At 49.2% G+C, this 24,390-nt stretch carries 10 protein-coding genes; 3 read left to right on the top strand and 7 right to left on the bottom strand.

All coding sequences use genetic code 11. The features are described from left to right. Positions 1–69: 69 nt before the first annotated feature. From fur to PSI17_RS08630, 7 genes are all read right to left on the bottom strand, one after another. Complete coding sequence (gene fur, locus PSI17_RS08660; protein WP_273551602.1) at positions 70–522, bottom strand: ferric iron uptake transcriptional regulator; 453 nt, start codon at positions 520–522, stop codon at positions 70–72. A gap of 185 nt (positions 523–707) precedes the next feature. Next, on the bottom strand, positions 708–1,241 hold the full coding sequence (fldA, locus tag PSI17_RS08655; RefSeq protein ID WP_273551601.1) for a flavodoxin FldA: 534 nt from the start codon (positions 1,239–1,241) through the stop codon (positions 708–710). A 175-nt stretch (positions 1,242–1,416) separates the two neighbouring features. Next, entirely contained in the window at positions 1,417–1,707 is a 291-nt protein-coding gene (ybfE, locus tag PSI17_RS08650) for a LexA regulated protein (protein WP_045969581.1), read from the bottom strand. 216 nt (positions 1,708–1,923) lie between these two features. Beyond that, complete coding sequence (locus PSI17_RS08645; protein WP_273551600.1) at positions 1,924–2,919, bottom strand: GlxA family transcriptional regulator; 996 nt, start codon at positions 2,917–2,919, stop codon at positions 1,924–1,926. A gap of 113 nt (positions 2,920–3,032) precedes the next feature. Then, entirely contained in the window at positions 3,033–5,171 is a 2,139-nt protein-coding gene (locus tag PSI17_RS08640; protein WP_273551599.1) for a type I secretion system permease/ATPase, read from the bottom strand. Between the two features lie 2 nt (positions 5,172–5,173). After that, entirely contained in the window at positions 5,174–6,529 is a 1,356-nt protein-coding gene (locus PSI17_RS08635) for an HlyD family type I secretion periplasmic adaptor subunit (protein ID WP_273551598.1), read from the bottom strand. Continuing rightward, positions 6,522–8,645, bottom strand: a complete 2,124-nt coding sequence (locus PSI17_RS08630) for a peptidase domain-containing ABC transporter (protein WP_273551597.1) — start codon at positions 8,643–8,645, stop codon at positions 6,522–6,524. The genes PSI17_RS08635 and PSI17_RS08630 overlap by 8 nt, the downstream gene beginning before the upstream one ends. A 575-nt stretch (positions 8,646–9,220) precedes the next feature. Here PSI17_RS08630 and rtxH point away from each other — a divergent pair. From rtxH to rtxA, 3 genes are read left to right on the top strand one after another with little or no spacing between them, the layout of a single operon-like run. Beyond that, positions 9,221–9,601 carry a protein RtxH gene (gene rtxH, locus PSI17_RS08625; RefSeq protein ID WP_273551596.1) on the top strand — a complete coding sequence of 127 codons (381 nt, stop codon included), beginning with the start codon at positions 9,221–9,223 and terminating at the stop codon, positions 9,599–9,601. A 34-nt stretch (positions 9,602–9,635) separates the two neighbouring features. Further along, complete coding sequence (gene rtxC / locus PSI17_RS08620) at positions 9,636–10,097, top strand: RTX toxin-activating lysine-acyltransferase RtxC (protein WP_273551595.1); 462 nt, start codon at positions 9,636–9,638, stop codon at positions 10,095–10,097. A 27-nt stretch (positions 10,098–10,124) separates the two neighbouring features. Next, positions 10,125–24,272 carry an MARTX multifunctional-autoprocessing repeats-in-toxin holotoxin RtxA gene (gene rtxA / locus PSI17_RS08615; protein WP_273551594.1) on the top strand — a complete coding sequence of 4,716 codons (14,148 nt, stop codon included), beginning with the start codon at positions 10,125–10,127 and terminating at the stop codon, positions 24,270–24,272. The last annotated feature ends 118 nt before the right edge of the window (positions 24,273–24,390 follow it).

Genomic DNA, 24,390 nt, shown 5'->3' with positions numbered 1-24,390 from the left:
TCGGCAGTAGCTTATTCAGACGAAAAAACACCCGAAGCAAAAGGTTTTAATCACTTCATTGGCGTTTCGTTATTTTGCCTTTTCATTATGAAGCGCGTTATCGTTGCGGCAATCACCAGAAGCACAGTGACCATATAAATAGAGACTGTGGTTTGAAAGTTTAATCCCATAACGTTCAGCGATATTTTTCTGACGCTCTTCAATAAACTCATCACTAAATTCAATGACTTTACCGCAGTCGAGACAAATCAGATGGTCATGGTGATGTTGCTGAGTGAGTTCAAAAACCGATTTACCACCTTCAAAATTGTGGCGTGTGACAATGCCGGCATCATCGAACTGGTTCAACACGCGATAGACAGTGGCGAGGCCAATCTCTTCACCGATATCAATCAGTTTTTTGTAGAGATCCTCCGCACTGACATGATGGCATTCTGGGTCCTGTAGCACTTCCAGAATTTTCAAGCGCGGAAGTGTTACTTTAAGTCCAGCATTTTTCAATGCTTTATTGTTGTCGGTCATGCGGATTCAGTCCTGTAACTTGGGTTAAGTGAGCTTATGATACTTGGGGTATCGTGAGGGAATCATGATTCTGTATCACATTGCTGATTATAGGCATGGATATTTAAAATGAAAACCATGCCTAGTCCGATATCATGACACATTATGCAGGAATTATCCTGCCTGAAAGGGCCTTTATCCCCGGATTATGCACCCAGGATCTCTGACAGGCTCATCTCAGCCTTAATCTGTTGTACCCAGGCTTCAACGCGCTCATCCGTCAATTCGGGTTGACGATCTTCATCAATGGCCAGACCAATGAAGTGGTTATCGTCGGCCATGCCCTTGGAGGCTTCAAAGTGATATCCTTCGGTTGGCCAGTGGCCGACGATAATCGCGCCACGGGGTTCAATAATATCGCGGATGGTGCCCATGGCATCACAGAAGTATTCTGCATAATCTTCCTGATCACCACAGCCGAACAAAGCAACCAGTTTCCCTTCGAAATTGATCTCTTCCAGTGTTGGGAAGAAATCATCCCAATCACACTGAGCTTCGCCGTAATACCAAGTTGGGATGCCAAGCAGCAGAATATCGAAGGCTTCAATATCTTCTTTGCTGCTTTTGGCAATATCGTGGACTTCAGCAACCTCAGCACCGCCCAATTTTTCTTGGATCATTTTGGCGATGTTCTCTGTGTTGCCGGTATCGCTGCCGAAGAATAGACCTATTATTGCCATAAAATGGGTTAACCTCTTGTTTTATCTGTGTATTAAAGTTATACACATCACGCTGAAATCAGCTAGAAAAATGTCAGTTTTGGTAACATGAAAAGCGTTATTCTGACCAAACATCAATGACAAATCTGTCAGATTTGTGTGGTGACAGCGCTTTATTGTTGTTTAATAAAAGCCGTTAACCGGCAAGGTGATTTGTTTCTGCCAGTTGGGCCAGTAACATTTGTTCAATCAATTCACTGCGGCTGATGTTGCGCTGTTTTGCCAGATGATTCAGTGCATCGACGGCATCTTCATTGAGTTTGAGTTCCACTCGGCGCAGTCCCTTGACTTTATCTCGTCGCAACTGGTTGCGTTTATTGATCCTAAGCTGCTCATCCCTGGACAGCGGGTTTGTTTTCGGTCGCCCTGGCCTGCGTTCATCTGCGAACAAATCCAGTGTGGTGCGATCAGTTTGTTCTTTTGCCATAAATTCAATTGATAATGGGCGTGTACCAACAATATAGCGGGCAATAATACCTTAGCTGGGCGCGCGTCGCTACTGCTTGATGGGAGAGATTGTTGGAATGCCCCAAGCGCTATAAACGAAACAACATTGATATATTAGAAAATGCCTTACTCAAAGAAAGATATCAGGCTTGACATTGAAGCGCTTGGAAAGTGCGATATTTTTCCGTTTACAAGGTCAGCAATGATATTTCTGCCGATACTCTTTTGGCGTCAGCCCATTGCAACGTTTGAATAATTCCCTGAAATAACGGGTATCCTCATAACCCACCTTATGACTGATTTCTTCAATGGTTTTATGGGATTTTTCCAGCCAATGCTTGGCCTGTGACAGGCGAATTTGTTGGATATATTGGATCGGTGTTTTGCCGGTGGCGAGCTTAAAGCGCCGTTTCATTTGGCGTTCACACAGATGAATTTTATTCGCCAAATCGGCGACAGATAAAATGTCAGAAGGGAAAGCGTGCATCCAATCTTGCAGTTTATGGATCAACGGATCGGCATGTTGGCGATAGGGGGCAAAACTGGCGGGATCGTATGAGCTTGGGTGGTCATTTTCATCTAACAGGAATGTTGCGCATCGCTCTCTGGCATATTGTCCGTATATCAACTCAACGATATTCAACATATAGCTTCCACATCCATAGGCACTGGAGATACAGAAACGGTGGTTATTACTGATGATTTTTTTGTCGCTGTAAAGGGGAATATGGGGAAATAATTTTTTGAATTCAGGGGAAAAATGAGGATGGATCGTTGCACCGGTGTCTAATAATCCTGCTTTGGCAAGCATAAATGTGCCTGAGCAGATGGAGACAATGGGAATGCGCTGTTCATCCATTGCCTTAAGCCACTCAATGATTTCCTGTGAGCAGTGCCGCGGTTCCCAATCAGGAAAACCCAGTGAACCGATCAGGATAATATCGGGTTGCTGTTCGTCGTCGGGATCAGAAAGGAGCGAACCGTGGGAGCAGGGAACTGAGTCCATCAGCAGGCCATCGGTATGATTGATTCTCTGGCGGATCATTCCCTGATGGGTCGGCGAGATAATGCTGACGTGAGGCACTGAGCCGCCAATGGCGTTGGCGGCGAGGGTAAGAATTTCAATCGGCATGGCAACCGATGTGACAGAGGTGTGAGAAAAAACCAGTGCTGTAATAGAGACTTGTTTCATAGTGATATTCTCTTCCTTAAGAACATTTTGTCACGTTATGTTAATGTCACGATGAAATTGATTCTAGGGCGAAAAAAGTCTCATGTCTCCCATGAATTTCTTTTTCGCTGTCATCACTGGGTTTGTTGATACCAAAGTTGTGCATATAAGCCATCTTGTTGTACCAGCGTATCATGTGTACCTGATTCAGCGATTTTCCCCAAATCCAAAACAAAAATTTTATCCGCATGGCGGAGGGTATTGAGCCGATGAGCAATGCTGATCACCGTTCGGTTCCGGCAGATTTCATCCATATTGCCCATGATGGCGGCTTCAGATTCATAATCCAGCGCGGAAGTGGCTTCATCAAGGATCAAAATCTTGGGATCACTCAGCAATGCCCTTGCCAATGCGATGCGTTGCCGTTGCCCGCCAGAAAGATTGCAGCCTTTTTCGCCAACCGGATGGGCAAATTGATGGGGAAAGGCATTAATGAAGTCAACCGCGCCCGCTAAGGCTGCCGCCCGATAGACTTCTTCATCGCTGGCATTGGGTTTGCACAGGCGGATATTGTCGGCAATGCTGCCGGAAAACAGAATGCTCTCCTGCAAGACCACGCTCATATTACGGCGCAGTGAGACGGGATCAGCAATCGCCAGATCCATGCCATCCACCAAAACCTGACCGTGCTGCGGCACATAGAGGCGCTGCAATAAGCGGGTCAGGGTACTCTTGCCGGAACCCGACGGCCCGGTGATGCCAATAAATTCCCCGGCTTTAATTTCCAGCGACAGATTTGCCAGCACTTCGGGTGTATCTGCATGATAGCGGAAGCGGATATTCCTGAACTCAATCTGACCGGCCAGTTCGGGGGCGGATGCCAGCCCCTGCTTGCTGCTTTCCATGGGTTCATCAAGAATATCCCCTACCCGGCGCAGGGCGATCAGGGTATGCTGAAAGTCTTGCCAGACTTGTGCCAGCCTTAAAATGGGTTGGGTAACATGCCCCGCCAGCATATTAAACGCAATTAATTCACCGGGGGATAATTCGCCATCCAGCACGCCCCGGACTCCCCACCACAGCAGCAGGGCGGCAACCACTTTTTGGATCAGTTCAATTCCTTGTCCCGCTGCCAGCCCGCTTTTTTGCGCCGTAAAACGTTGGATTAATTGCTGGCTCAAGACCTTTTGCCATTGGTGCAGGAAGCGTTTTTCGGTCGCGGTGGTTTTGATGGTTTCAATCCCCGTGACCGCTTCTGTCAGAAAGCTGGTGGCATTGGCGTCCGCTTCATACTCTTTTTCTACCTTGCGCCGGATCATTGGCCCGACGGCGATCCATAACAAAAAGTAGAGCGCCAGTGAACTGATGACGATCCAGGTCAACAGGGAGGAGTAATGGAACATCACGCCCAGAAACAGAATGATGAAAATCAGGTCAAGCAACAGCATCAGGGTCGATCCGGTCAGAAATTGGCGGATATGCGCCATTTCCCGGACTCTGGCGATAATTTGCCCGGTTTGCCGTTGCTTAAAATAGGGCAGGGGTAATCCCACCAGATGGCGGTACAGCCTGCCGGAGAGTTCAGCATTAATTTGGCTGGCCATATGCCCAAACACGGTATTGCGCAGGAAGCCATACAGGGGTTCCGCCAATGCCAGTGCCAGCATCGCCATGCCCAAAATATGCAGACTGGAAATACTTCGCCCGACCAGCACCTTGTCGATGATATTTTCAAACAATAGCGGGGAAGCCAGTGCAAAAAGTTGCAACACGATGGCAAACAGGAAAATATCCCGTAACTGATTTTTTTGCCTGAAAATGGAGGGGTAAAACCAGCTTAGGCCAAACTTAACCTGCTGCTTGGTCAGGGATTTATCCGCCACCAGCAGCACTTTATAGTCGTATCCGCCATGAGCTAATGCACGTGCTTCATATTTTCCGCTGCCGGGATCGAACACCGTCAAAGTGTCAGGACGGATTTCTGCCAGTACCCACCAGCGTTGCTCCAATTCAATCAGGGCAGGTAACGGTAACGTGGCGGCGGTATCGGGTGTCAGGTGTTCAAACTTACTGTGCAGCCCGATGGTATCTGCCGCTTCACGTAGCTGTGGATCGGTCAGCGCAAGGGAATCCACACCCAGAACATGATGCAGTTGTTCGACAGAAGCGACTTTGTGAAATTGTTTGCCCAAATAGGCAATGCAATCCAGTGCGCTGTTGTTAGTATCAGGCGTGAAATTTTCGCCGCCGGTAAAAGAGAACGTCTCAGCCATGCTTATTTTTCCCTCAATGCTTCAGATTGATATTCCTGAATTGGGCTGAGCAGATAATCAATCACTCTTCGCTGATCGGTTTTGATTTCCGCCACAATGGACATCCCCGCCGTGATTTCAACCGGTTTTCCATCCACCATGATATTGTTCTGTTTGAGGCTGATTTGTGCGGGGAAAACCAGACCCAGCCGTTCATCGTTGGTGGAATCCCTGGAAACGCTGAGTAATTCCCCGTCAATGGTGCCATAGCGGGTATAAGGGAAAGCATCAACTTTCACCGTGACGTGCTGACCGGGATAGACAAAACCGACATCTTTGTTGAGGATTTGGATTTCAGCGAGTTGGACATGCTCATCAGGCACAATCACCATTAAATTCTGGGCTGGTTGCAGAACGGCGCCAAGGGTATGGACACTCAACTGTTGAACCGTGCCGCTCACCGGTGAGCGCACCACCTCAAGCTCTTCCCGCTCCTGCATTTTGGAGATTTCTTGTTTTATGACCGCCAATTGCATTTCTGCTTGTTTTCTTTTCTCAAACCACTCGCGCTCTTTTTGTATTTTGACGCCCTTGAAACGCGCTTCCAGACTTTGGTATTGGGTCACCAAAATACCCAGTTCTGATTTTTGTTGAGCGATCAACCTTTCCGTTTCCAGAAATTCTTTTTCTTGTTCCAGATATTCTACCTTGCTGATGACCTGCTTTTGGCTCAGGGTCTTGCGGGCCAATAAACGCTGGTTGATATTGTCACGCAGATGGATCAATGAGCGGATATCGCTGTTCCGCGATGTTTGGGAAGCTAGGTTCACCTCCATTTCTGCACGGATATTGTTAATGATTGAGTCGAATTCCTGTTTTTCGTGAGAGTAATGCGTCAGAATTTTTTCCTGCCTGTCCGCCGATTGCTGCTGAAAAAGTGGCAGGGACTTGGGATCATGCTTCTTAAGCAGTGCGTGATAACGGATTTCTTCTTCTATCGTGTAGTCACGTTGTTCGAACAAACGCGCAATATCCTGATTGACGCCGAGCGTATTGAGCGTAAGCAAAGGGACACCTTTCTCAACGTGCTGACCATTGGCGACATGAATCGCCATCAGGCGGCTCTGTTCGTAAGCCTGAATGATTTGGGAACGGCCAGATGCTATCAAACGCCCTGTGGCGGTTGCCTGTACATCCAGCTTCCCCAGATAGGCCCAGAGCAGGGCGATCAGAACGCTGATGCTGAGCGTGATTGCCGTATAACGGGCGAACGGGGAAGGTGGCCGTTGCGACAATGCCAGATGTGTCGGTAAAAAATCATAATGGGGACGGGTCGTTCGTAACCGCTTGATCCCCCTGCGCAAGATAGCCTTAAACATGGGCAGGTTCCTCCTGTTTTGTTTCTTGTTCTTGTCTTAGCTCTTGTTGTAACTGCCAAAGTTTCCGGTAATGTTTGCCTTGTTGCAGAAGCTGTTCATGGCTACCTTGCTCGATGATTTGGCCCTGATTTAATACAATGATCCGGTCACATTGGCGCACCGTGGAAAGCCGGTGCGCAATGGTGATAACCGTTCTGCCTTGGGCAATCGCCGCCATATTGGTTTGAATGATGGCTTGTGATTCATCATCCAGTGCGCTGGTGGCTTCATCCAAAATCAGGATTTTGGGATCTGACAGCAGGGTTCTGGCAATCGCCAGACGCTGCCGCTGACCGCCTGATAGCGATTGACCCCCTTCCGCGATCACCGTGTCATACCCCATCGGCAACCTGAGAATAAAATCGTGTGCCCCTGCCAGTTTTGCTGCCTCAATCACCGCAGATAACGGGGCATCAGGGCAGGATTGAGACAAATTCTCATACACCGTTTTATTAAACAGAAAGTTTTCTTGCAGAACGATACCGATCTGCTGCCTGATGGCTTCAATATTGAGATATTGCAAGGGAATGCCATCCAGCGTGATAGCACCACTTTCTGGGGTATAAAGCCGCAACAGCAAACGTGCAAGGGTGCTTTTCCCCGAACCCGACGTACCGACGATGCCCACGGTTTCTCCTGCCCGAATATCCAGCGTGAAATGGTTGATGGTGGGGGAAAGATCAGGTTGATAGCGAAAGACAATATCAGAAAATGAGATTGCCCCTTGCAATGCCACCTGTTGGTGACCAGATTGCTGCTCTGTCGGCAGGTTCAACATATCTCCCAGCTTATCAATGGCAATGCGTGAGCGGATAAATTGCCCCCAGAGTTGCACCAACTTAGACAGGGGTTGTTGGGTGTGGCTGACCATCATATTGAAAGCGATCAATTGACCAATGGTCATATGCAGGGAGAGCACTTGTGAAGCCCCTAACCAGATAATGACAGCACTGGTGACTTTTTGTAACACCGTCACCAGATGACCGGAACGGTTATCCCATTGCTGCACATCATAACTGGTGCTGACCATCTGTTCAGTCTGGCTATCCCAACGGCGGATAAAGCGGGGTTCAGCCGCAAGGCTTTTCAGTGTCTCGGCACCGGCAACGGTTTCGGTGAGGAAAGAGGTATTCATGGCAGCATGCGTGAACTGTTTTTCCACTGCTTTTTCAATTTTCGGCGTCACCCACCAGGCAAGCAGGGCATAAAAGGGCAGGGTCAGCAGGAAGATCAGCGTCAGCAGACCGGACAGTAAGCTCATGACATAAATAAAGACAAACATGAACAGAACGTCGATACACAGGGTGAACATGGAGCCGGTTAAAAACTCCCGGATCGTTTCCAGTTCCCGTACCCGTGTCACAATTGCACCCACTTGACGGGATTTAAAAAAGAGCAATGGCAGGCCAAACAGGTGGTTAACCAGCTTTAACCCCAGTTTGATGTCAATCCGGTTGGCGGTGTGGGCATACTGATATTCACGTAACCCCCGCAGAATGATTTCAATCAACCCGGCCGCCACCAGCCCGAAAATCAGGACATCCAATGTGGAAAATGCCTGATGCACAAGAACCTTGTCCATGACAACCTGCACGACCAGCGGGGAGATAAGTGCCAGAATTTGCAGGACGAAGGAGAACAGGAGTATCTCCGTCAGGTTCTTCTTTTGTCTGACAAATTCAGGGATAAACCAGCGAATATTAAATTGATTGCTTTTTTGTTTTATTTTTATCCATTTGCCGCTCCAGAGATTGATAAATTCTTCTTTACCTAATATCTCTGGTGTTCCTTGGTCAGGCTTTTGGATTAATACCCGCTGCTCATCATATTTAGCCAGAATGAAAGGTTGCCCATCGTTGCCAAACAAAATGGCAGGCAGGGATATGTCACCTAACTTCTTATTTATAGAGTATTTATTTTTAATTTTAATGCTGCATTCTTTTTGTAGCCTGTTTAGGGTGGAAATATAATCATCATCATTATTTAAGTTTTTATTTGATGTGGCTGCATGGTTCTTATTAGATATCATTATTATTAAATTAATTAATGATATTGTTGTTTTTTCTATTTCATTCATTAAATTAAATCTATTTAAAATAAAAAATCACGCTATTGAGTGAATAACATGCCAGAATGGCCGAACACTTCCCTTACTTCTCACAAGACAAAAGCCGCTTATTATCCCTGCCGTGCGGGCAGAGAATAAAGGCATCTTGGGGGACAACGAGTATAAAAGATATTATCTGTGATCAAAGCGCCTATTAATGTTGGTAATTGGGACAAAATGTAGAGTCTAAACAGACATTTTACTATTTATATGTTGATTTTAGTCAGTAAATGGATATATTTTTATCTAAATCAATTAGTAAATGTCGTTGGAAAATCATTTCATTGTTCGGTTCATACTTAATCGGTTCACACTCAAATTACCATTTTGTATTTCGGATAGTTCTTAAAGAGTAACAGTGCTTGAAAAAGAATAGTTATTGAAAGATAAGGGGAAACTCAATTACTTTAGCTTAATTAGATAACCTTGGCAATAAGGTTTAATCATCAATGAAACTATAGGATATATGGGTTCATTTATAATTTAATCATTTTAATTTAATGCAATCTTAACATTAAATTAATATTTATTTAATGGATAATGTTATGTCTGAAAAATTTGTTCAAACCGTCTCAAGTGTTAATTATAACAAAGGCGTATTCTCTCTGTATTTTGTCGGGCAGGAGCCTAATCGCATGGCGAGTGGTCTGCTGGCAGAGAATGATCAGGAATTACAGTTAAAACAAGTTATTCATATGCCGGCTTCTGGTTTTATGTATATGGTTTCCATGGTTAAAAGTATGCTTGAAGATCCAAGAATGGAAGCTGAAATCAGCAAACTGATTGCGGCGGGTTTTTTGCCGGTGCCTGAAATTAATCCAGAAACGCATAATGCAGGCGAAAAACCGGTTGCAGCAGAAGCGGCTGTGGCAGAAACCGCTGAACCTAAAAAACGTTCACCGCGCCATTCTGAAACAACAAAATAATATCAGCAAAACGTTATCAGGTAGTTGCTAACTTATGATGATCACACATCAACCGGCAACACTGAGTGCGAATGAGATACAGGCTATGATGGGTGGGGTGATGCTGCTTTGCCAGCACTCCCCCTTGCACCGACGTTATTTAGTTGCTGAATGGCAACAACGTATCTTGCCGTCATTCCAGCTTAATCAGTTTTGCTACTACGAAGATGAACATCAATGCCCAGTTGCTTTTTGTAATTGGGCTTTTTTGTCTGACAGCAGCCGGAATGCGATCTTGGCCGGCGAACGGGAAATTTCGCGGGAAGATTGGCGTTCCGGCCAGCATATTTTTTTTCCAGAGATGATTGCGCCTTTCGGGCATGCGCGTGCTATTGCCTGCGATCTTCGCCGGCGTGTCTTTGCTGCCCGGAAAGGGCAAAAAGCCTGCACCGTCAGGGGAACTCTGGATGTTCAAAATGACCACTGTATCCGTCGGGTGCAGTGGTTTACTGTTTAATTTTTCTGCCCAATATCAGGATTATTTATGGGAAAATCAGTCGGCCGCAGCTTAGCGTATACCTTTACTGGTGTATATGAAGATGATGATGAGGGAAATAATATCACTGCCATCGGTTTTGGCGGCGTCATTAATGCTTATGGCGGGAATGACCATATTGTTGTTGGCTCCCTTGCGGCACAGGTCAATACGACATGGGGACACGATACGATTGTCGGGGGTGCCGGATATCTGGATATCCATGATACCGGGGGCAATCTCACGGTCAAAGGGGGAAGTGGTTACACTTCAATCACTAAGACACACAGCGGCCCGATAACATACGAAGGCGTTGCTGGTGCAGTGAAAATCAATCATACCGGTGACAAGAGCGGCATCTTTTATTCTGGGGCTGCCGGATACAATAGCATCACGCGTAAAGGCTTGCAGGGTGATATTAGCTTCAAGGGAGCAGGTGCTTACAACGAAATCTGGCATGAAACCAATCAGGGCAATCTCTCTTTTGCCGGTGCCGGTGCCGGCAATAAGATCGACCGTACTTGGCTTAATCAGTACCAAGGTTCTCAGGGAAATGTGACTTTTGGTGGGGCTGGCGCAGCAAACGTCATCAGTTCCAGGGTCGAGACGGGAAATATTCATTTTTCCGGTGCCGGTGCCTATAACTTTATTGTTCGCAAAGGTAAGGCCGGGGACATTACGCTGGGAGGCGCGGGCGCTTATAACCGCGTTGAGCGTACCCGCCAGGCGAATGACGTCTACGCTGAAACCAAGGGGGATATCCGGTTTAACGGCGTGGGGGGATACAACAGCCTCTACTCCGATGTGGCACACGGTCATATCCATTTCACGGGAGCGGGCGGTTATAACGAAATTACCCGCAAAGGCGCAGGCAATGACTTCGGCAGTGAAGGGATAGAGTATGCCAACGCAGAAGAGGTTGTGCTGACCAGTGCCACCCTGAGTGGTGAATGGATTGGTGCCTTTCATCAGGTGATCGGGGTTAAATCGGCACGGGAGCCGAACACGTACCTGTTTGCGTTTGAGGATGGTACGCATACTAAAATCAACAAGGTTAAGCTCTCCAATGATCCTGAAACCGGCAAGCTGAGATACTACTCGACAGCTTGGTATAAAGAAGGAAAGCATCTCAAGGGGCTGGATAAACAGGATATCTCTGCTGCGGGACACTTTAATTCTGTTGGCGCTGATGGTGCCTATCGGTTGTCAAACCTGACCGTTGAACAGCGGAAAGCCGTATCCATTGATGCCATTGAGCAAAAACTGACGGAAAACCAATGGGTGAATTATGGCGGTGGTGTCCTGATTAATGCCGCAGATATCACCCTGTCCGATGCTAAGATGGGTGGTTATGCCTTTGATGAGAATGAAAGGACTGCCGATGTGACGGCGGTGAAATCCAACCGGATGCCAAACACCTATGTTTATTCCAAGGCGTTTGGCAGATACAAGAAGGTGGTGGTGGTCGAACTGAGAAACGATCCCAAAACCGGCGTGCTGCAATATTTCGCGCGCCCTTGCTACAAGTTCAGTGAGCGTTCCCCGGATTTTGCCAACGAAACTTTTTCGACTGGCAACGGTTATAAGCCCATGGGCGTCGGCAGCTATTCGCTGAGTGACCTGCATTACCGGGTGAATACCGAACGCACAATTGCTGCCCGTGTGTCGGGTATGCATGAATATCAAGATCTTGAACTGTTCAAATCAGCCACTGACAGCGGTGAAAGTTCAGGGGACATTCATTATACCGGTGCCGGTGGTGCCAACGTCATCAAATCCAACGTCACACGCGGTAATGTCTACTTCAATGGCGCGGGGATTGCCAACGTCATTCTTCATCAGGCGCAGCAGGGTGATATGGACGTCAACGCGGGGGGAGCCGCCAACGTGCTGGTTCGCGTGGGCGATGGCCGCTACCTTGCGCACCTGCTGGCGGTGGGCAATATCTCCATCCACAAAGGCAATGGCAACAGCCGTATCGCCATGGGCGGTGGTTTCAATACCCATACCCAAATGGGTCATGGTGATGCCTTCTGGTTTGGTATTGGCGGGGCTAATGTCCTGACTCAAAAGGGGAATGGCAACGTTTCCTCCATTCTTGTGGGTGGCACCAACGTCCTGACCAAGGTGGGTGAAGGCGATCTCGCATCAGCGATGTTGGGCGGTGCCAATGTGATCACCCATGTCAGCAATGATCAGGCGACTTCCGGTACGAAAGCCATTGCACTGGGCGGTGCCAATGTGCTGACGAAAAAGGGCAAAGGTCATGTACAAGCCGTGATGGGCGGTGGTGCCAATGTGCTGACTCATATTGGTGATGGCAACACCACCGGCATGATGCTGGGGGGAGCCAATATCCTGACCAAAGTCGGCAACGGTGATACCACAGGCATCATGTTTGGCTTGGGGAATATTCTGACCCATGTCGGTAACGGCCAGACACTGGGCGTCATGGCGGGTGCAGGTAACCTCTTTACCAAGGTGCAGGATGGCACAGCGATTGCGGCCATGATCGGCGCAGGCAATATCTTCACCCATGTGGGTAAAGGGAATGACTGGGCGTTGATGGGGGGTGCAGGCAATATCTTCACCAAAGTGGGTGACGGTGATGCACTGGCATTGATGTTGGCGTTGGGTAACGTGTTCACGCATGTTGGCGACGGCATGAGTGTTGCCCTGATGATCGCCAAAGGCAATATTGCCACGAAAGTCGGTGACGGTGATGCCCTTTCTGCCATGATTGGCAAAGGCAATATCTTTACCCAGATTGGCCATGGCTCCACCTTTGCTGCCATGATTGGCGGGGCGAACGTCCTGACCAAAGTGGGCACCGGCTTGACGGTGGCGCTGATGGTGGGTAAAGCCAATATTTATACTCACGTTATCCGTGACAATAAAGCCAGTACCAGCATCGGCCTGTTTGCGGGGACGGCCAATGTCATGACCAAAGTGGGGAATGGCACAACACTGGCTGCCATGTTTGGCAAAGCCAATATCATGACGCATGTCGGTAACGGTCTGACCGGTGTACTGGCATTAGGCAAAGCCAATATCGTGACCAAAGTCGGTGATGATTTGCTGGGCGTCGTGGCGGTTTCCGAGGCCAACGTCGTCACGCATGTCGGTGATGGCACGACCGCAGCGGTATTGGCCGGCAAGGGCAATATCCTGACCAAAGTGGGCAAAGGGCCGACTGTCGGCCTGTTGATTTCCGAAATCGGCAATATCATGACCCATGTGGGGGACGGCACGACGGTCGGGTTTGCCAAAGGGGATGCCAACATCATCACCAAAGTGGGTGATGGGCTAGGCATTAATGCCGCCTGGGGCAAGGCTAACGTCCTGACCCATGCGGGTGATGGTGATCGTTATAACTTTGCCAAAGGTGATGCGAATATCATCACCAAAGTGGGTAATGGCCAGGAAGTGACGGTCGTTCAGGGGCAAGCCAATATCGTGACCCATGTGGGCAATGGTGATGATTACACCGGCGCTTGGGGCAAGGCTAACGTCATTACCAAAGTCGGCGATGGCCGTAATGTGGTGCTCGCCAAAGGTGATGCCAATATCGTGACCCAAATCGGTGATGGTGACAGCTTTAACGCACTGTGGAGTCAGGGCAATGTGGTCACCAAAGTGGGTGACGGTATGCAGGTCACCGCCGCCAAAGGCAAGGGCAATATTACGACGACCGTTGGTGATGGCCTGAGTGTGACAGCGGCTCATGGCGACCTGAATATCAACACCAAAGTGGGTGATGGTGTTTCCGTCAATGTGGCGTGGGGTAAACTCAACGTTAATACCAAAGTCGGTGACGGCCTGAATGTTTCCGTCATGAAAGGTGAGGGCAATGCCAATATCCATGTGGGTGACGGCCTGAATATCCACGCCTCTTATGCCCGCAACAACGTGGCCATTCAGGTGGGGAACGGGGATTTCTACAGCCTTGCCGTGGCAAAAAGCAATACCCAGAGCGATAAACTGGGTACGCTGTTCAGCAATATCAAGCAAACCTTGCTGGGCGTGGCAGGCAGTCAGGGGATTAATTATCTGGTCAATGGCGACGAAGCCAGTACATCGGGCACCCATAAGGGACGCGGTGCGATTGACCTGCCGGCAGTCTCTTCCCTGAATGGTTTTAAACTGACCGAAATGGGTGACGTGACCTCTGATTTGAAAAACAGCCTGAAAGGTGTTGTGACGGGGGTTGATGCGCCGGATATTGACAGCATTCAAAATAAACTCGGCGATGAGGCGCGGTTAAACCCCAATCAGTCTCGTAATCTGATCATCAATGGTGATTTTGAACAAGGAGCCGAGGGATGGCAGCACACTAATGGCATTGAAGCCAGCCATTCAGCTAAGGCATACGGCCTCAGCGCGGAAGGGCATGGCGAGCGCGTCAGTGAGCTTGACGTTCAGGGCAATACCCACATTTATCAGGATATTCAGGATTTGACGGCGGGTGAAGACATTGTCGTTAAGTTCGATTTTGCAAGGCGTGTCGGCAGCTCTGCTGATAACGGGCTGGAAGTGTGGTGGAATGGTGAGGTGGTTTTTGCGGCTGCCAATGGCAAGGCGGAATGGCAGAACAAAGCATTGACCTTAACGGCCAAGGCTGGCAGCAATCGACTGGCATTTTCCGGGATAGGCCTGAATGATGGTTTTGGCTATGTTCTGGATAACGTGGTGGCAATGTCTGAACTATCAGGCAGTGGCATTGCTGACCATGTGAAGCAAGATCAGGCCGCACAGAACGCTTTGCAGGATAAGGAAAGGGCAGAAGCCGGACGCCTGCGTCTGGAACAGGAACGGGATAACCAACTGAACGCCATTTCGGGCACACAGGCGCAACTGGAATCCACCGATCTGGCGGTGCTGAACGCGAATGGACAGACTCAGCGCAATGCTATTCAGGGTGAATCTCAGGCAGTGGCCGATGAACTACAGGCAAACGTCAAAGGCTTGGAAGCGCTGAACAGCCATGCCATCTATCATGGGAAATCCGGTAAACAGCACCGTGATCAGTTTGCCCGTGGATTGTTGGGACATGTTCAGACTGATTTAGACAAAGCAAACGAGACGGCACGGAACCAATTAGATCACGCACAAAAAGCGGCCGCAGGGCATCTGGGTGATATCAAAGAGGCGGTTGCCAAATCAGAAACGGGTGCACTTAACGCAGAACAAAACCGTCAACATGCCGAGCAGGATGCTGGAGATGCCCATCTTCAGGCCGAAAACCGGAGAAAAGAAGCCCTTAGTTATGAACAACGGGCTTATCAGGCGGGACGTGATGGCGAATCAGCCGCGCAGAAGGCAGAACAGCGCGGTCAGCACGAAGCTTCCGCGGCGGACAGCAAAACCACACAAGTACAAAATGATGCCAAGGGTGCCAAACTGGCTGACAACTATAAGCCGAAGCGCGCGGGTGCAACCGGCAGCGGCCTGTCAGGCAGTGCTTATGAATCCCATTACTCTGAATACATTGAAAAAGCAGAACAATCCAAGAGTCACATCAATCCTGAATCGACCGTTCAGGCTGATGGCGAATTCAGTGAAGAATTGCAAGGTTTGGATAACAATCTGAACGGTCTTGGCGATGCGAAAGCAGCCTTAAGTCGTTTACAGATCAATAGGGGAATACGGGTTAAGAAATCTGTACTGACCTCTGAACATACCGAAATGTCAGTGAACCCGCCGGTTAGCCAACCTACGGATGCCGTGACTGAATGGGTCAGAAACACACCGCCGATTTCAGGATTGGATCTCAGTGGCCTGCAAGCTCTGGGCGAAGAACTGATTCAGCAAGAAGCAGTGAGTGGTTCTGAAACCGAATCCACTGCCGCAATCAGGGCGCAGAAGGTGGCCGAGGTTTACCGTTGGCTGGATAGAGACAACGATCTGGCGACCGAAAAATACATTCCTGTGCCGGGATTTGATCGCGTGGATGCAGACATACCGGATGACGTCAGGCAGAAAATGGTGGCTTCGATTGAAGGCTACTTGGAGTTCTGTGGCGAAAAAGTACCGAAAGATCAGTTCACTTCACTGGCAAAACTGTTTGTTGATGCCACCATCGATTACGACTGGGACAAGCGTGTCGAATTGGTTTCGAGACTGGAAAGCTATGGTTATAGCTTCGAACCTGTGCATGGTGACAAGAGTATTGTTTCATTTTGGTCTGGCAAAAATTTCAAAGGGTACCGTAAGGTTCTCGATGCAGTACAGACTGATGGCAAGAAAGTGGTTTACGATATTGATGTTCAGGGTAACGATTTTGCCCTTAAGCTGAACAAACAGCTCCAGCACTGGAGCAATATGCTCGACATCCTCAATCCGGATATCCCGGAGCAGGAAAGGCAAGCCTTGCAATCGGTCATTAGCGCCTCGACCCGCAGCAATACCGGATTCTGGAGTTCCCTCTATGCAACGGGATCGCGTGATGATGTTTATGTCATTGCGGAAGGGGGATTACGCCTTGGCAACTATTTCTGGAATGTTGAACTACCGGTATTGCGCCAATTGCAGCGTGAAGGGCTGGTGGGCGAAATCCGCCTGCTGGATAAGCCGGCCGAAGCATATCAAGGCATGTCACCTGAATCCATTGGTCGCCGATTGACCGCGGCCGGTGTTTCCGTCAAAGCCCGTTTTGATTCACTCAGTTTTGCCGAGCAGGAGAAACTGCTGGCACAAAATCCTGATAAATACCAGCCTGATACACTGGTTTATCTGGATATCAAAACCAGTGCCATCGATAACCTGCTGAATCAAGCGCTGCCATTCTACGGGTTACGTACCGAGCGCAATTTGCTGGTGCGTGAATCTGACGACGATGACGGGTTTGAAGTTCGTCCGTGGCCGGGTAATCAGCGTGATGAATTCAAGACCATCAGGGTAGAAGATCCGGAAGATTCGACTCAAATCAAAGCGGTTGAACGTTTTATTCTGGCTAATTACGACAACTATGACCAACTGCCTGAGGCATTATATCTGGCGGAAGACCGCATGGTTTCCCACGAGCAGGGACGTACCCGCATTATTGCGGAGAAAGTGGAGGGTAGCTGGAACTATCAACCGAACACTGACTTGATGTCTGCGCATGAGTTGCAGGAAGCCGCTTATGTGAAGGGCAAAATTCGGGGTGACAGTTATCGGCATGTACTGGATGCACTGAAAGACTATGAAAGCACCCTGCAAAACAGCCCAGATTATGGTTTGGAAGCGGTAGAAAAACTGACTCACCTGCGCCAGCAGGCTGAAGGCTATCTGTTGGGGCATCCGGATTCAGCACGTATACCTGCGTTGAATAAATTGCTGTCACAGCTCAAGGTGCGCATGGAAGAATCGCTGGTACTGGCAGAACCCACGCTGGAAAGCACCGGCAAAGGCAGTTTCAGCGATCTCTACAACAAACTGGGTAATGCCAATCTCAAAGATTCCAAACATCTTTATCTTGATGAGCAAGGGGACTTTGTAACCCGTGGCAAAGCCAATATTCAGATTGCCATGAAAGCGCAGCGTGCGGAAAACGCGGTTGAGCAAATCAAGGCGGCGGTGAGCAGGGAATATGGTCAGCCTATCGCCGATGCCGTTTTTGCCAACGTGCAAGCCCGCTCTCTGGCGAAAGATGGCAAGGGCATTGATGTCTCTGGTTTGAAAAAGATCTATCAGGCCATTGAACAACAGTTGTCTCCGGTCAGCGCCACGCTGTTTGTCTGGCAACCGAGTGATCATAGCCGTTTGGGACACGCTGCCCTGCAAATTGGGCAAGGGCGTATTCAGGTCAGTGCCGAAGATGCGGGCGAATTCAACAAGAAAAACTACGTCAGTTGGTGGCCGAAAGGGAGCAAATCGCCTGATATTCGCCGCATTCTCAATGTCTCCTCTGAGCAATATCCCGATTTAAGATTACGTTGGCGTGATCTCAGCCAGCCTGCCGGCCAAAATACCTTGCTGGAGTTGGATGTGGCTTCTGAGGAAGGCGATAAATTCGGCATGCAGGATGGCGACTACAAGCTGGCGAAATTTAATGAAAAACTTGAGGCTGCCAAAGGGGTTGATGCAAAATTTGCGGATTTCAGTGAACACCTTGGCATAACGATGCTTGAGAATCCTAAGTTCCTGCAATCCTCAGGTATACCGGAGTACATCTCCAGACCGTTCGTGCAACAAGTCGAAGCCGGCGGCGTTGACGTGTTTGAATTAGGCAAAGAGTTTGCTGAGGTGCTGCGTACCGCCGCTAAACAACAATACTCTGCTGAAGTGACAGAAAAACGCATTACTCATGTTATTCGCCAGTTCGCAGAACGTGAACTGAGTGACACCCAGGATTTCAAATCCAGTGAAGCCGATCAGGGACGGGTCTTCCGCATCAATCTGGCGGGATTGGATACGGCGGCGATGCAGGCGGAATGGCATAAAATCAGCCAAAACCCGGATGCCCGTTATCAGCTTCTGACAGATAACTGCTCAAGTATTGTTGCCAGAGTCCTTAAGGCGGGTGGTGCTGATAACGTTATCGGCCATACATGGCGGCCAAAATGGGGTATCTGGACACCCACCGAGCTGTTTAATTATGCGCAGACTTTGCAGGAAGCGCAGATTGAAACCTACCTGCATAAGCCGAATCAGCTTGCCGGTGAAGAGCTGGAAGCACTGGGTCACTCGGATAAGAAAGATCAGGCACTGGAAAAAGTGGCTATTGACAACGACGGCACACCACCGCGTGACAAAGAGCCACTCAACCCCGTCGCCCGCTTCCTTAACGGTGAGCTTTATGGCGCTAGGGAAGATCGCCGTAATGTCAATAGTGGCACACAGGGAAGATTGGATGAGGCGGTCACCAAAGGCACCGCGAATAAGGTCACGCTACAGGGTGACGCGGGACGCCTGACCGGTTATTACCATAACGGTGATCAAAAAGATCAAAGTGGCGATAGCCCGGCGAAAAAGGTCGTGCTTTTCATTCATGGTTCCGGCTCCTCCGCGGAAGAGCAGGCGAGTGTTATCCAAAGCCATTACCAAGAGCAAGGCGTTGATATGCTGGCGGTGAACCTGCGCGGCTATGGCACCAGCGATGGTCATCCCAACGAGAAAGGGCTGTATCAGGATGCCCGTACCATGTTCCGTTACTTGGTGAATGATCGCGGCATCAAGCCGGAAAATATCATCATTCATGGTTACTCCATGGGAGGACCCATTGCCGCGGATCTGGCCCGTTATGCCGAGCACAACGGACAGGCCGTTTCCGGTTTATTGCTCGACCGGCCAATGCCAAGCATGACCAAGGCCATTACTGCCCATGAAGTGCCGGATCCGGCAGGGCTGACAGGCGCGTTGGCGAAATCGGTCAATGGCCGTTTCTCCGTGGAGAAAAACCTGCAAGGTATCTCGAAGCAGACCCCTATCATGTTATTGACTGATGGTGAAGGATTGGGCGATGCAGGGGAAAAACTGCGTGCCAAACTTGCTGAAGCGGGTTATCAGGTATCGGGCGAACAGACCTTCTATGGTCATGAAGACAGCAACCTGTTGATGAGCCAATATGCGGATAAAATTGTCTCCACACTGTCTGTTTCTGACCCTGTTTCTAATCCTCAGCATGAAAATGGCCGCGTGAAAACCGGGTTGGTGGAAAAAGCACTTTATACGCTCTTTGATGCGAAATCCGGTGGAAAAGAGCTGGATCAGTATTCTTTCCATTTCACTCAGGGCGGATCACTGCTTAATCATCTTGAAAAACTGGTGCCAGAAGTTGGTAACGTACTCCTGACAAAGGGGAATCACGTTGAGTCAAAAGAATTTCTGGAAGGTATTTGTTTCGCCTTGTCCGGCCGTTACCTGATGGAAGAGCGGGTACATGGCTTGGGGGGCGGTAAAGCATATTTGTCGTGGCTGACGGATGCGGTCAAAGCCTACAATGACAATGCGGTGAATAAAAAGAGCGACATCAATTCGGTTGAAGCCGCTTTGCTGAATCAGTATCGCCGTCAGAATATCGGTTCGGCCATTCAAGATCTGCTCTCAATGCAGTATAGCCGAACGCAGAATATGAATTGGGCTGATCGCGAGAAAGCTAATCAAGCCTATGGCGGCAAGCTCAAAGCCAATGGATTGACCGGCAACAGAATAGACCGTTCATTGAGTAATGATGTCGCTGGCTATGAATCCGTGATGGAACAGCTACAGCACGCAGATAAAACGACGTATATGTCCTTTATGTCTGAAGACCATGCAATGGCAGTGACGGTGCATAAAGGGGAAAACCAAACCGTTTGGTCATTCTATGATCCTAACTTTGGTATCAAGTCATTTGACAACTATCAAGACTTCAAAGGCCTTATGGACTCTTTCCATAAGGGAATAGTAACCGGCCATAAATCCATATTTGGTTATAAATACCTCGCCAGCCAAGAGAAAGATCAAAGCTTCTATGTTAACTACAATACGTTTGAAGATGGCTCGGTTACCCAGTATGACGGCGTCTGGAAACAGGCTCGTGACGGTGAGCAGCCGTATGTATTGCGTGCACTGAAAGAGCAGGGCAAGACCTTCAAACTCGGTTCAAATATCACGGGACGGGTGGTCGATTACCGTGATGATGCGGTGACGCTGGAAGTGACCGCGAAGAAAGTCGGGAAAGTTCTGGTTGAAGTTGAAAGCCACAATTTCAAACAGGCGGCACACCTTGTGCAGTCGAATATCGATAAAGTCTTTGCTAATCCGGCCGCCAGCAAATTAACCCTCAAGGTATCGGGAGATATCAACATCACTGATGAGGTGAAAGTACCGCTTAAGGGCGACGTCGCCAAGGACAATGCAGCGGACGGGGTTAATCGGGTTGTCAATAACCACGATGTCGGATCGTGGGAACGTGCTGAGGTCAAACCGCAGTCTGACGGGGAAAATGCGAGCCGCTTTACTGGCCAGATTATTATCCAGACGGAAAATGATCCGGTTGCGGCGAAAGCCGCCGCGAGCCTGGCCGGTAAGCATCCGGATGCCAGCGTGATTGTCCAGCTTGATGCCGATGGAAAATATCGCGTGGTGTATGGCGATCCTGCCACATTGTCCGGCCAATTACAGTCCGGCCAATTACAGTCCGGCAAATTACGCTGGCAGATTGTTGGCCATGGGCGCGAAGAATCAGTACAAAACCATACACGTATCAGTGGGTACAGTGCGGATGAACTGGCCTTGAGACTGAAACAGTTCCGTACCGATTTCAAACATACCGGCACACCAGACCATATCAGTCTCGTGGGTTGCTCGTTGATCAGCGACGACAAACGAGAGGGTTTTGCCCGCCGCTTTATTTCGGCACTGGATAAGCAGGGTATGCGTACCACGGTATCGGCGCGCAGCAGCGACGTTGCGGTAGACAGTATTGGCCGCAAGTACACGAAAGATGCGCGGGAACAGTGGGTTCACAAGCTCACGGATAACAAGATCGTGCTGGGCTGGAATGAGGCGGGCGCAGTGGAAGGCCATGCCGAACGAGTGCGCCGTGGTATCTCTGAAAATGACATTGTCCTGTCCCGTGTCGGGCAAACCGATGCCAAGGCACAAGGTGCCATTGCGGAAAATACCCAAACCTTCCATGCGCCAAAACAGCGCGATGCCGTGGATAATCATGCCGCAGCGGCATCATCCAATAACCAACTGAGCTATTCCGGCAATATTCAGGTACAGGCGGGTGATGGCGAATTTACGGTCATTAACTGGGGAACCAGCAATGTCGGTATCAAGGTAGGTCAAGGCGGCTTTAAGTCCCTGGCCTTTGGTGATAACAACGTGATGGTTCACATTGGTGATGGCGACAGCAAGCACAGTGTTGATATCGCGGGTTACCGGGCATTGGAAGGCGCGCAACTGTTCATGGGCAACCGCAACGTCAGCTTTAACTTGGGGCACAGTAACGATCTGATCGTGATGTTGGATAAATCCATTCCAACACCTCCGCTGGTTAATCCGTTTGATGGCGCAGCCCGTATTTCTGGTGTACTGCAAGAGATTGGCGGATCGTTTAATTCACCGGATTGGCTGGCGAAACAAGATCAACAATGGACGCTGGAAGGGGCGAAGAAATATGTCAGTGATCTATCCGGTCTTGATTTGACCAGCAGCGTGGATTATAAGACCCTGACCGATCTGGATTCGCAGAATGAACGTAGCAGCCGTGGCCTGAAAAGTGATCTCGAAAGCACCCTGAACAAGAAATACAGTGAATGGTTGGGTGGCAAAGGCAATATCCCGGGAATGGGTAAAGTCAGTCGGGCGGACAAGTTCCGTCAGGCGAATGAAAAACTGGCTTTCAACTTTGCGGTAGGTGGACAGGGCGCTGATATTCAGGTCACAACCGGTAACTGGAACTTTATGTTTGGTGACAATATCCAATCGATATTGGATACCAACTTGGGTTCACTGTTTGGCCTGATGACCCAAAATTACAGTTCGACGGGCGTAGCTAAAAATACGTTTACATTTACGCCAACGGATGTGCCACGTCAGATCGTGAATAAACTGAAGGGTAACCTTGCCGGTGTCAGTGCGGACACCACGCTGGCAGATATCTTTGGCGTGGGATATACCCCGCAAGGTGGCATTGTCTCCCACTCAGGCCAGCCGGTTGATGGCGTTGCCATTCTGCGTGAAATGCTGGAAATCATCGGTGAGTTCAGTGGCGACCAACTGCAAGCCTTCACAGATCCGGAAAAATTACTCAGCAATCTGGAATCCGGGCTGAATATCGGGGCTGATGGAGTGAAATCGTTTGCTGAAAGCCACGGCCTGAAAGCAAAAGCGCCGGATGAAAGCCAAGAAGGGCAGATCATCCTTGATAAAGGGGCGCAATCTGCACCGCAAACTGATCGCCCCTTTGGGCTGGCTTCACTGAATATGCCAAACCTGTTTGTAACGTTGTTCGATAAGGACAAGCAGGCTGAGCTGGGATCACAGGTCACCAACCTGAAAGAGAACCTGACCGCCGACTTGCTGAACATACAGGAGAAAACCTTCGGTTTCCTGCATAACAGCGGTTACCTGAAAGAAGATGGTGATATGAACGTTTCCCTCGGTAACTACAACTTTAACTGGGGCGGTGATGGTAAAGATCTCGGTGCATATCTGGGAGATAACAATAACTTCTGGGGCGGCCGTGGTGATGACACCTTCTATTCCGTCGGCACCTCGAATATCTTCACGGGGGGTGAAGGTCATGATATGGGCGTTCTGATGGGACGTGAAAATATGATGTTTGGCGGTGCAGGCAACGATGTTGCTGTATTGGCCGGACGCATTAACTACGCTTATCTGGGTGATGGTGATGATCAGGCCTATGTCTTTGGTGAAGGTGGTGTGATTAGTGGCGGTAAGGGACGCGATTATATCGTGGCTTCTGGCAACTTTAATCGCATTCATGCCGGAGACGATCAGGATTACGTTGTTACCATCGGCAACAACAATCAGGTTGAGCTGGGGCAAGGTAACGACTTTGCGGCTGTATTCGGCAACGATAACCAGATCGATGGCAGTGCGGGCAACAATTCCATCAAACTGATGGGTTATCACTCGGTCATCAATGGGGGAACAGGGAACGATCACCTGATTGCCGATGTCGTTGCCAAGTTCAGCCAGCTTAATGGTGGTGACGGTGATGACCTGCTGATCTTGGGCGGCTATCAAAACCGCTTCAAAGGCGGCACGGGCGTTAATAGCTTTGTGGTCAGCGGCGATGTGATTGATAACGTGGTTGAAGATATCAAGCAAGGTGACAAGATTATCTTCAACGATATCAATTGGCAAAACCTGTGGTTCCAACGCAGCGGCTACGATTTGGTGCTGTTGACCCACCGTAATATCAAAGACACCTCCGCACAGGGGCAGTTTGAAGCCGTGGGTTCTGTGACCTTCAACAATTACTTCGATGGCAACCGTGCGGCGATCATCACCCAAATGGGGGATAAAGAGGTGCAGGGTGAGCGTGAATATACCGCACTTTCTGCCAATGCAGTGGATTCGTTGGTGCAGGCCATGAGCGGATTTGCGCCTAAGATGGGTGACAGTGGATTTATTGATTCGCTTGATAGCCAAACGAAATCCACCATCGTGACCGCCTGGTCAGATACGACAAACGGGAAATCCAAGTTGGTTTAATTAACTGAAAAATATTTTTATCAAGAGATTACGTTAACGAATGGCTCACAATAGTGAGCCATTTTATTTCGGGTAACCTACAATAAATGGAATCATAAACAGAGGTTGTAAATAGTCC

The organism is Xenorhabdus sp. IM139775 (assembly GCF_028598745.1).
In the GTDB taxonomy this organism is placed as follows: domain Bacteria; phylum Pseudomonadota; class Gammaproteobacteria; order Enterobacterales; family Enterobacteriaceae; genus Xenorhabdus.
This window is presented reverse-complemented; position numbering and strand designations above follow the sequence as displayed.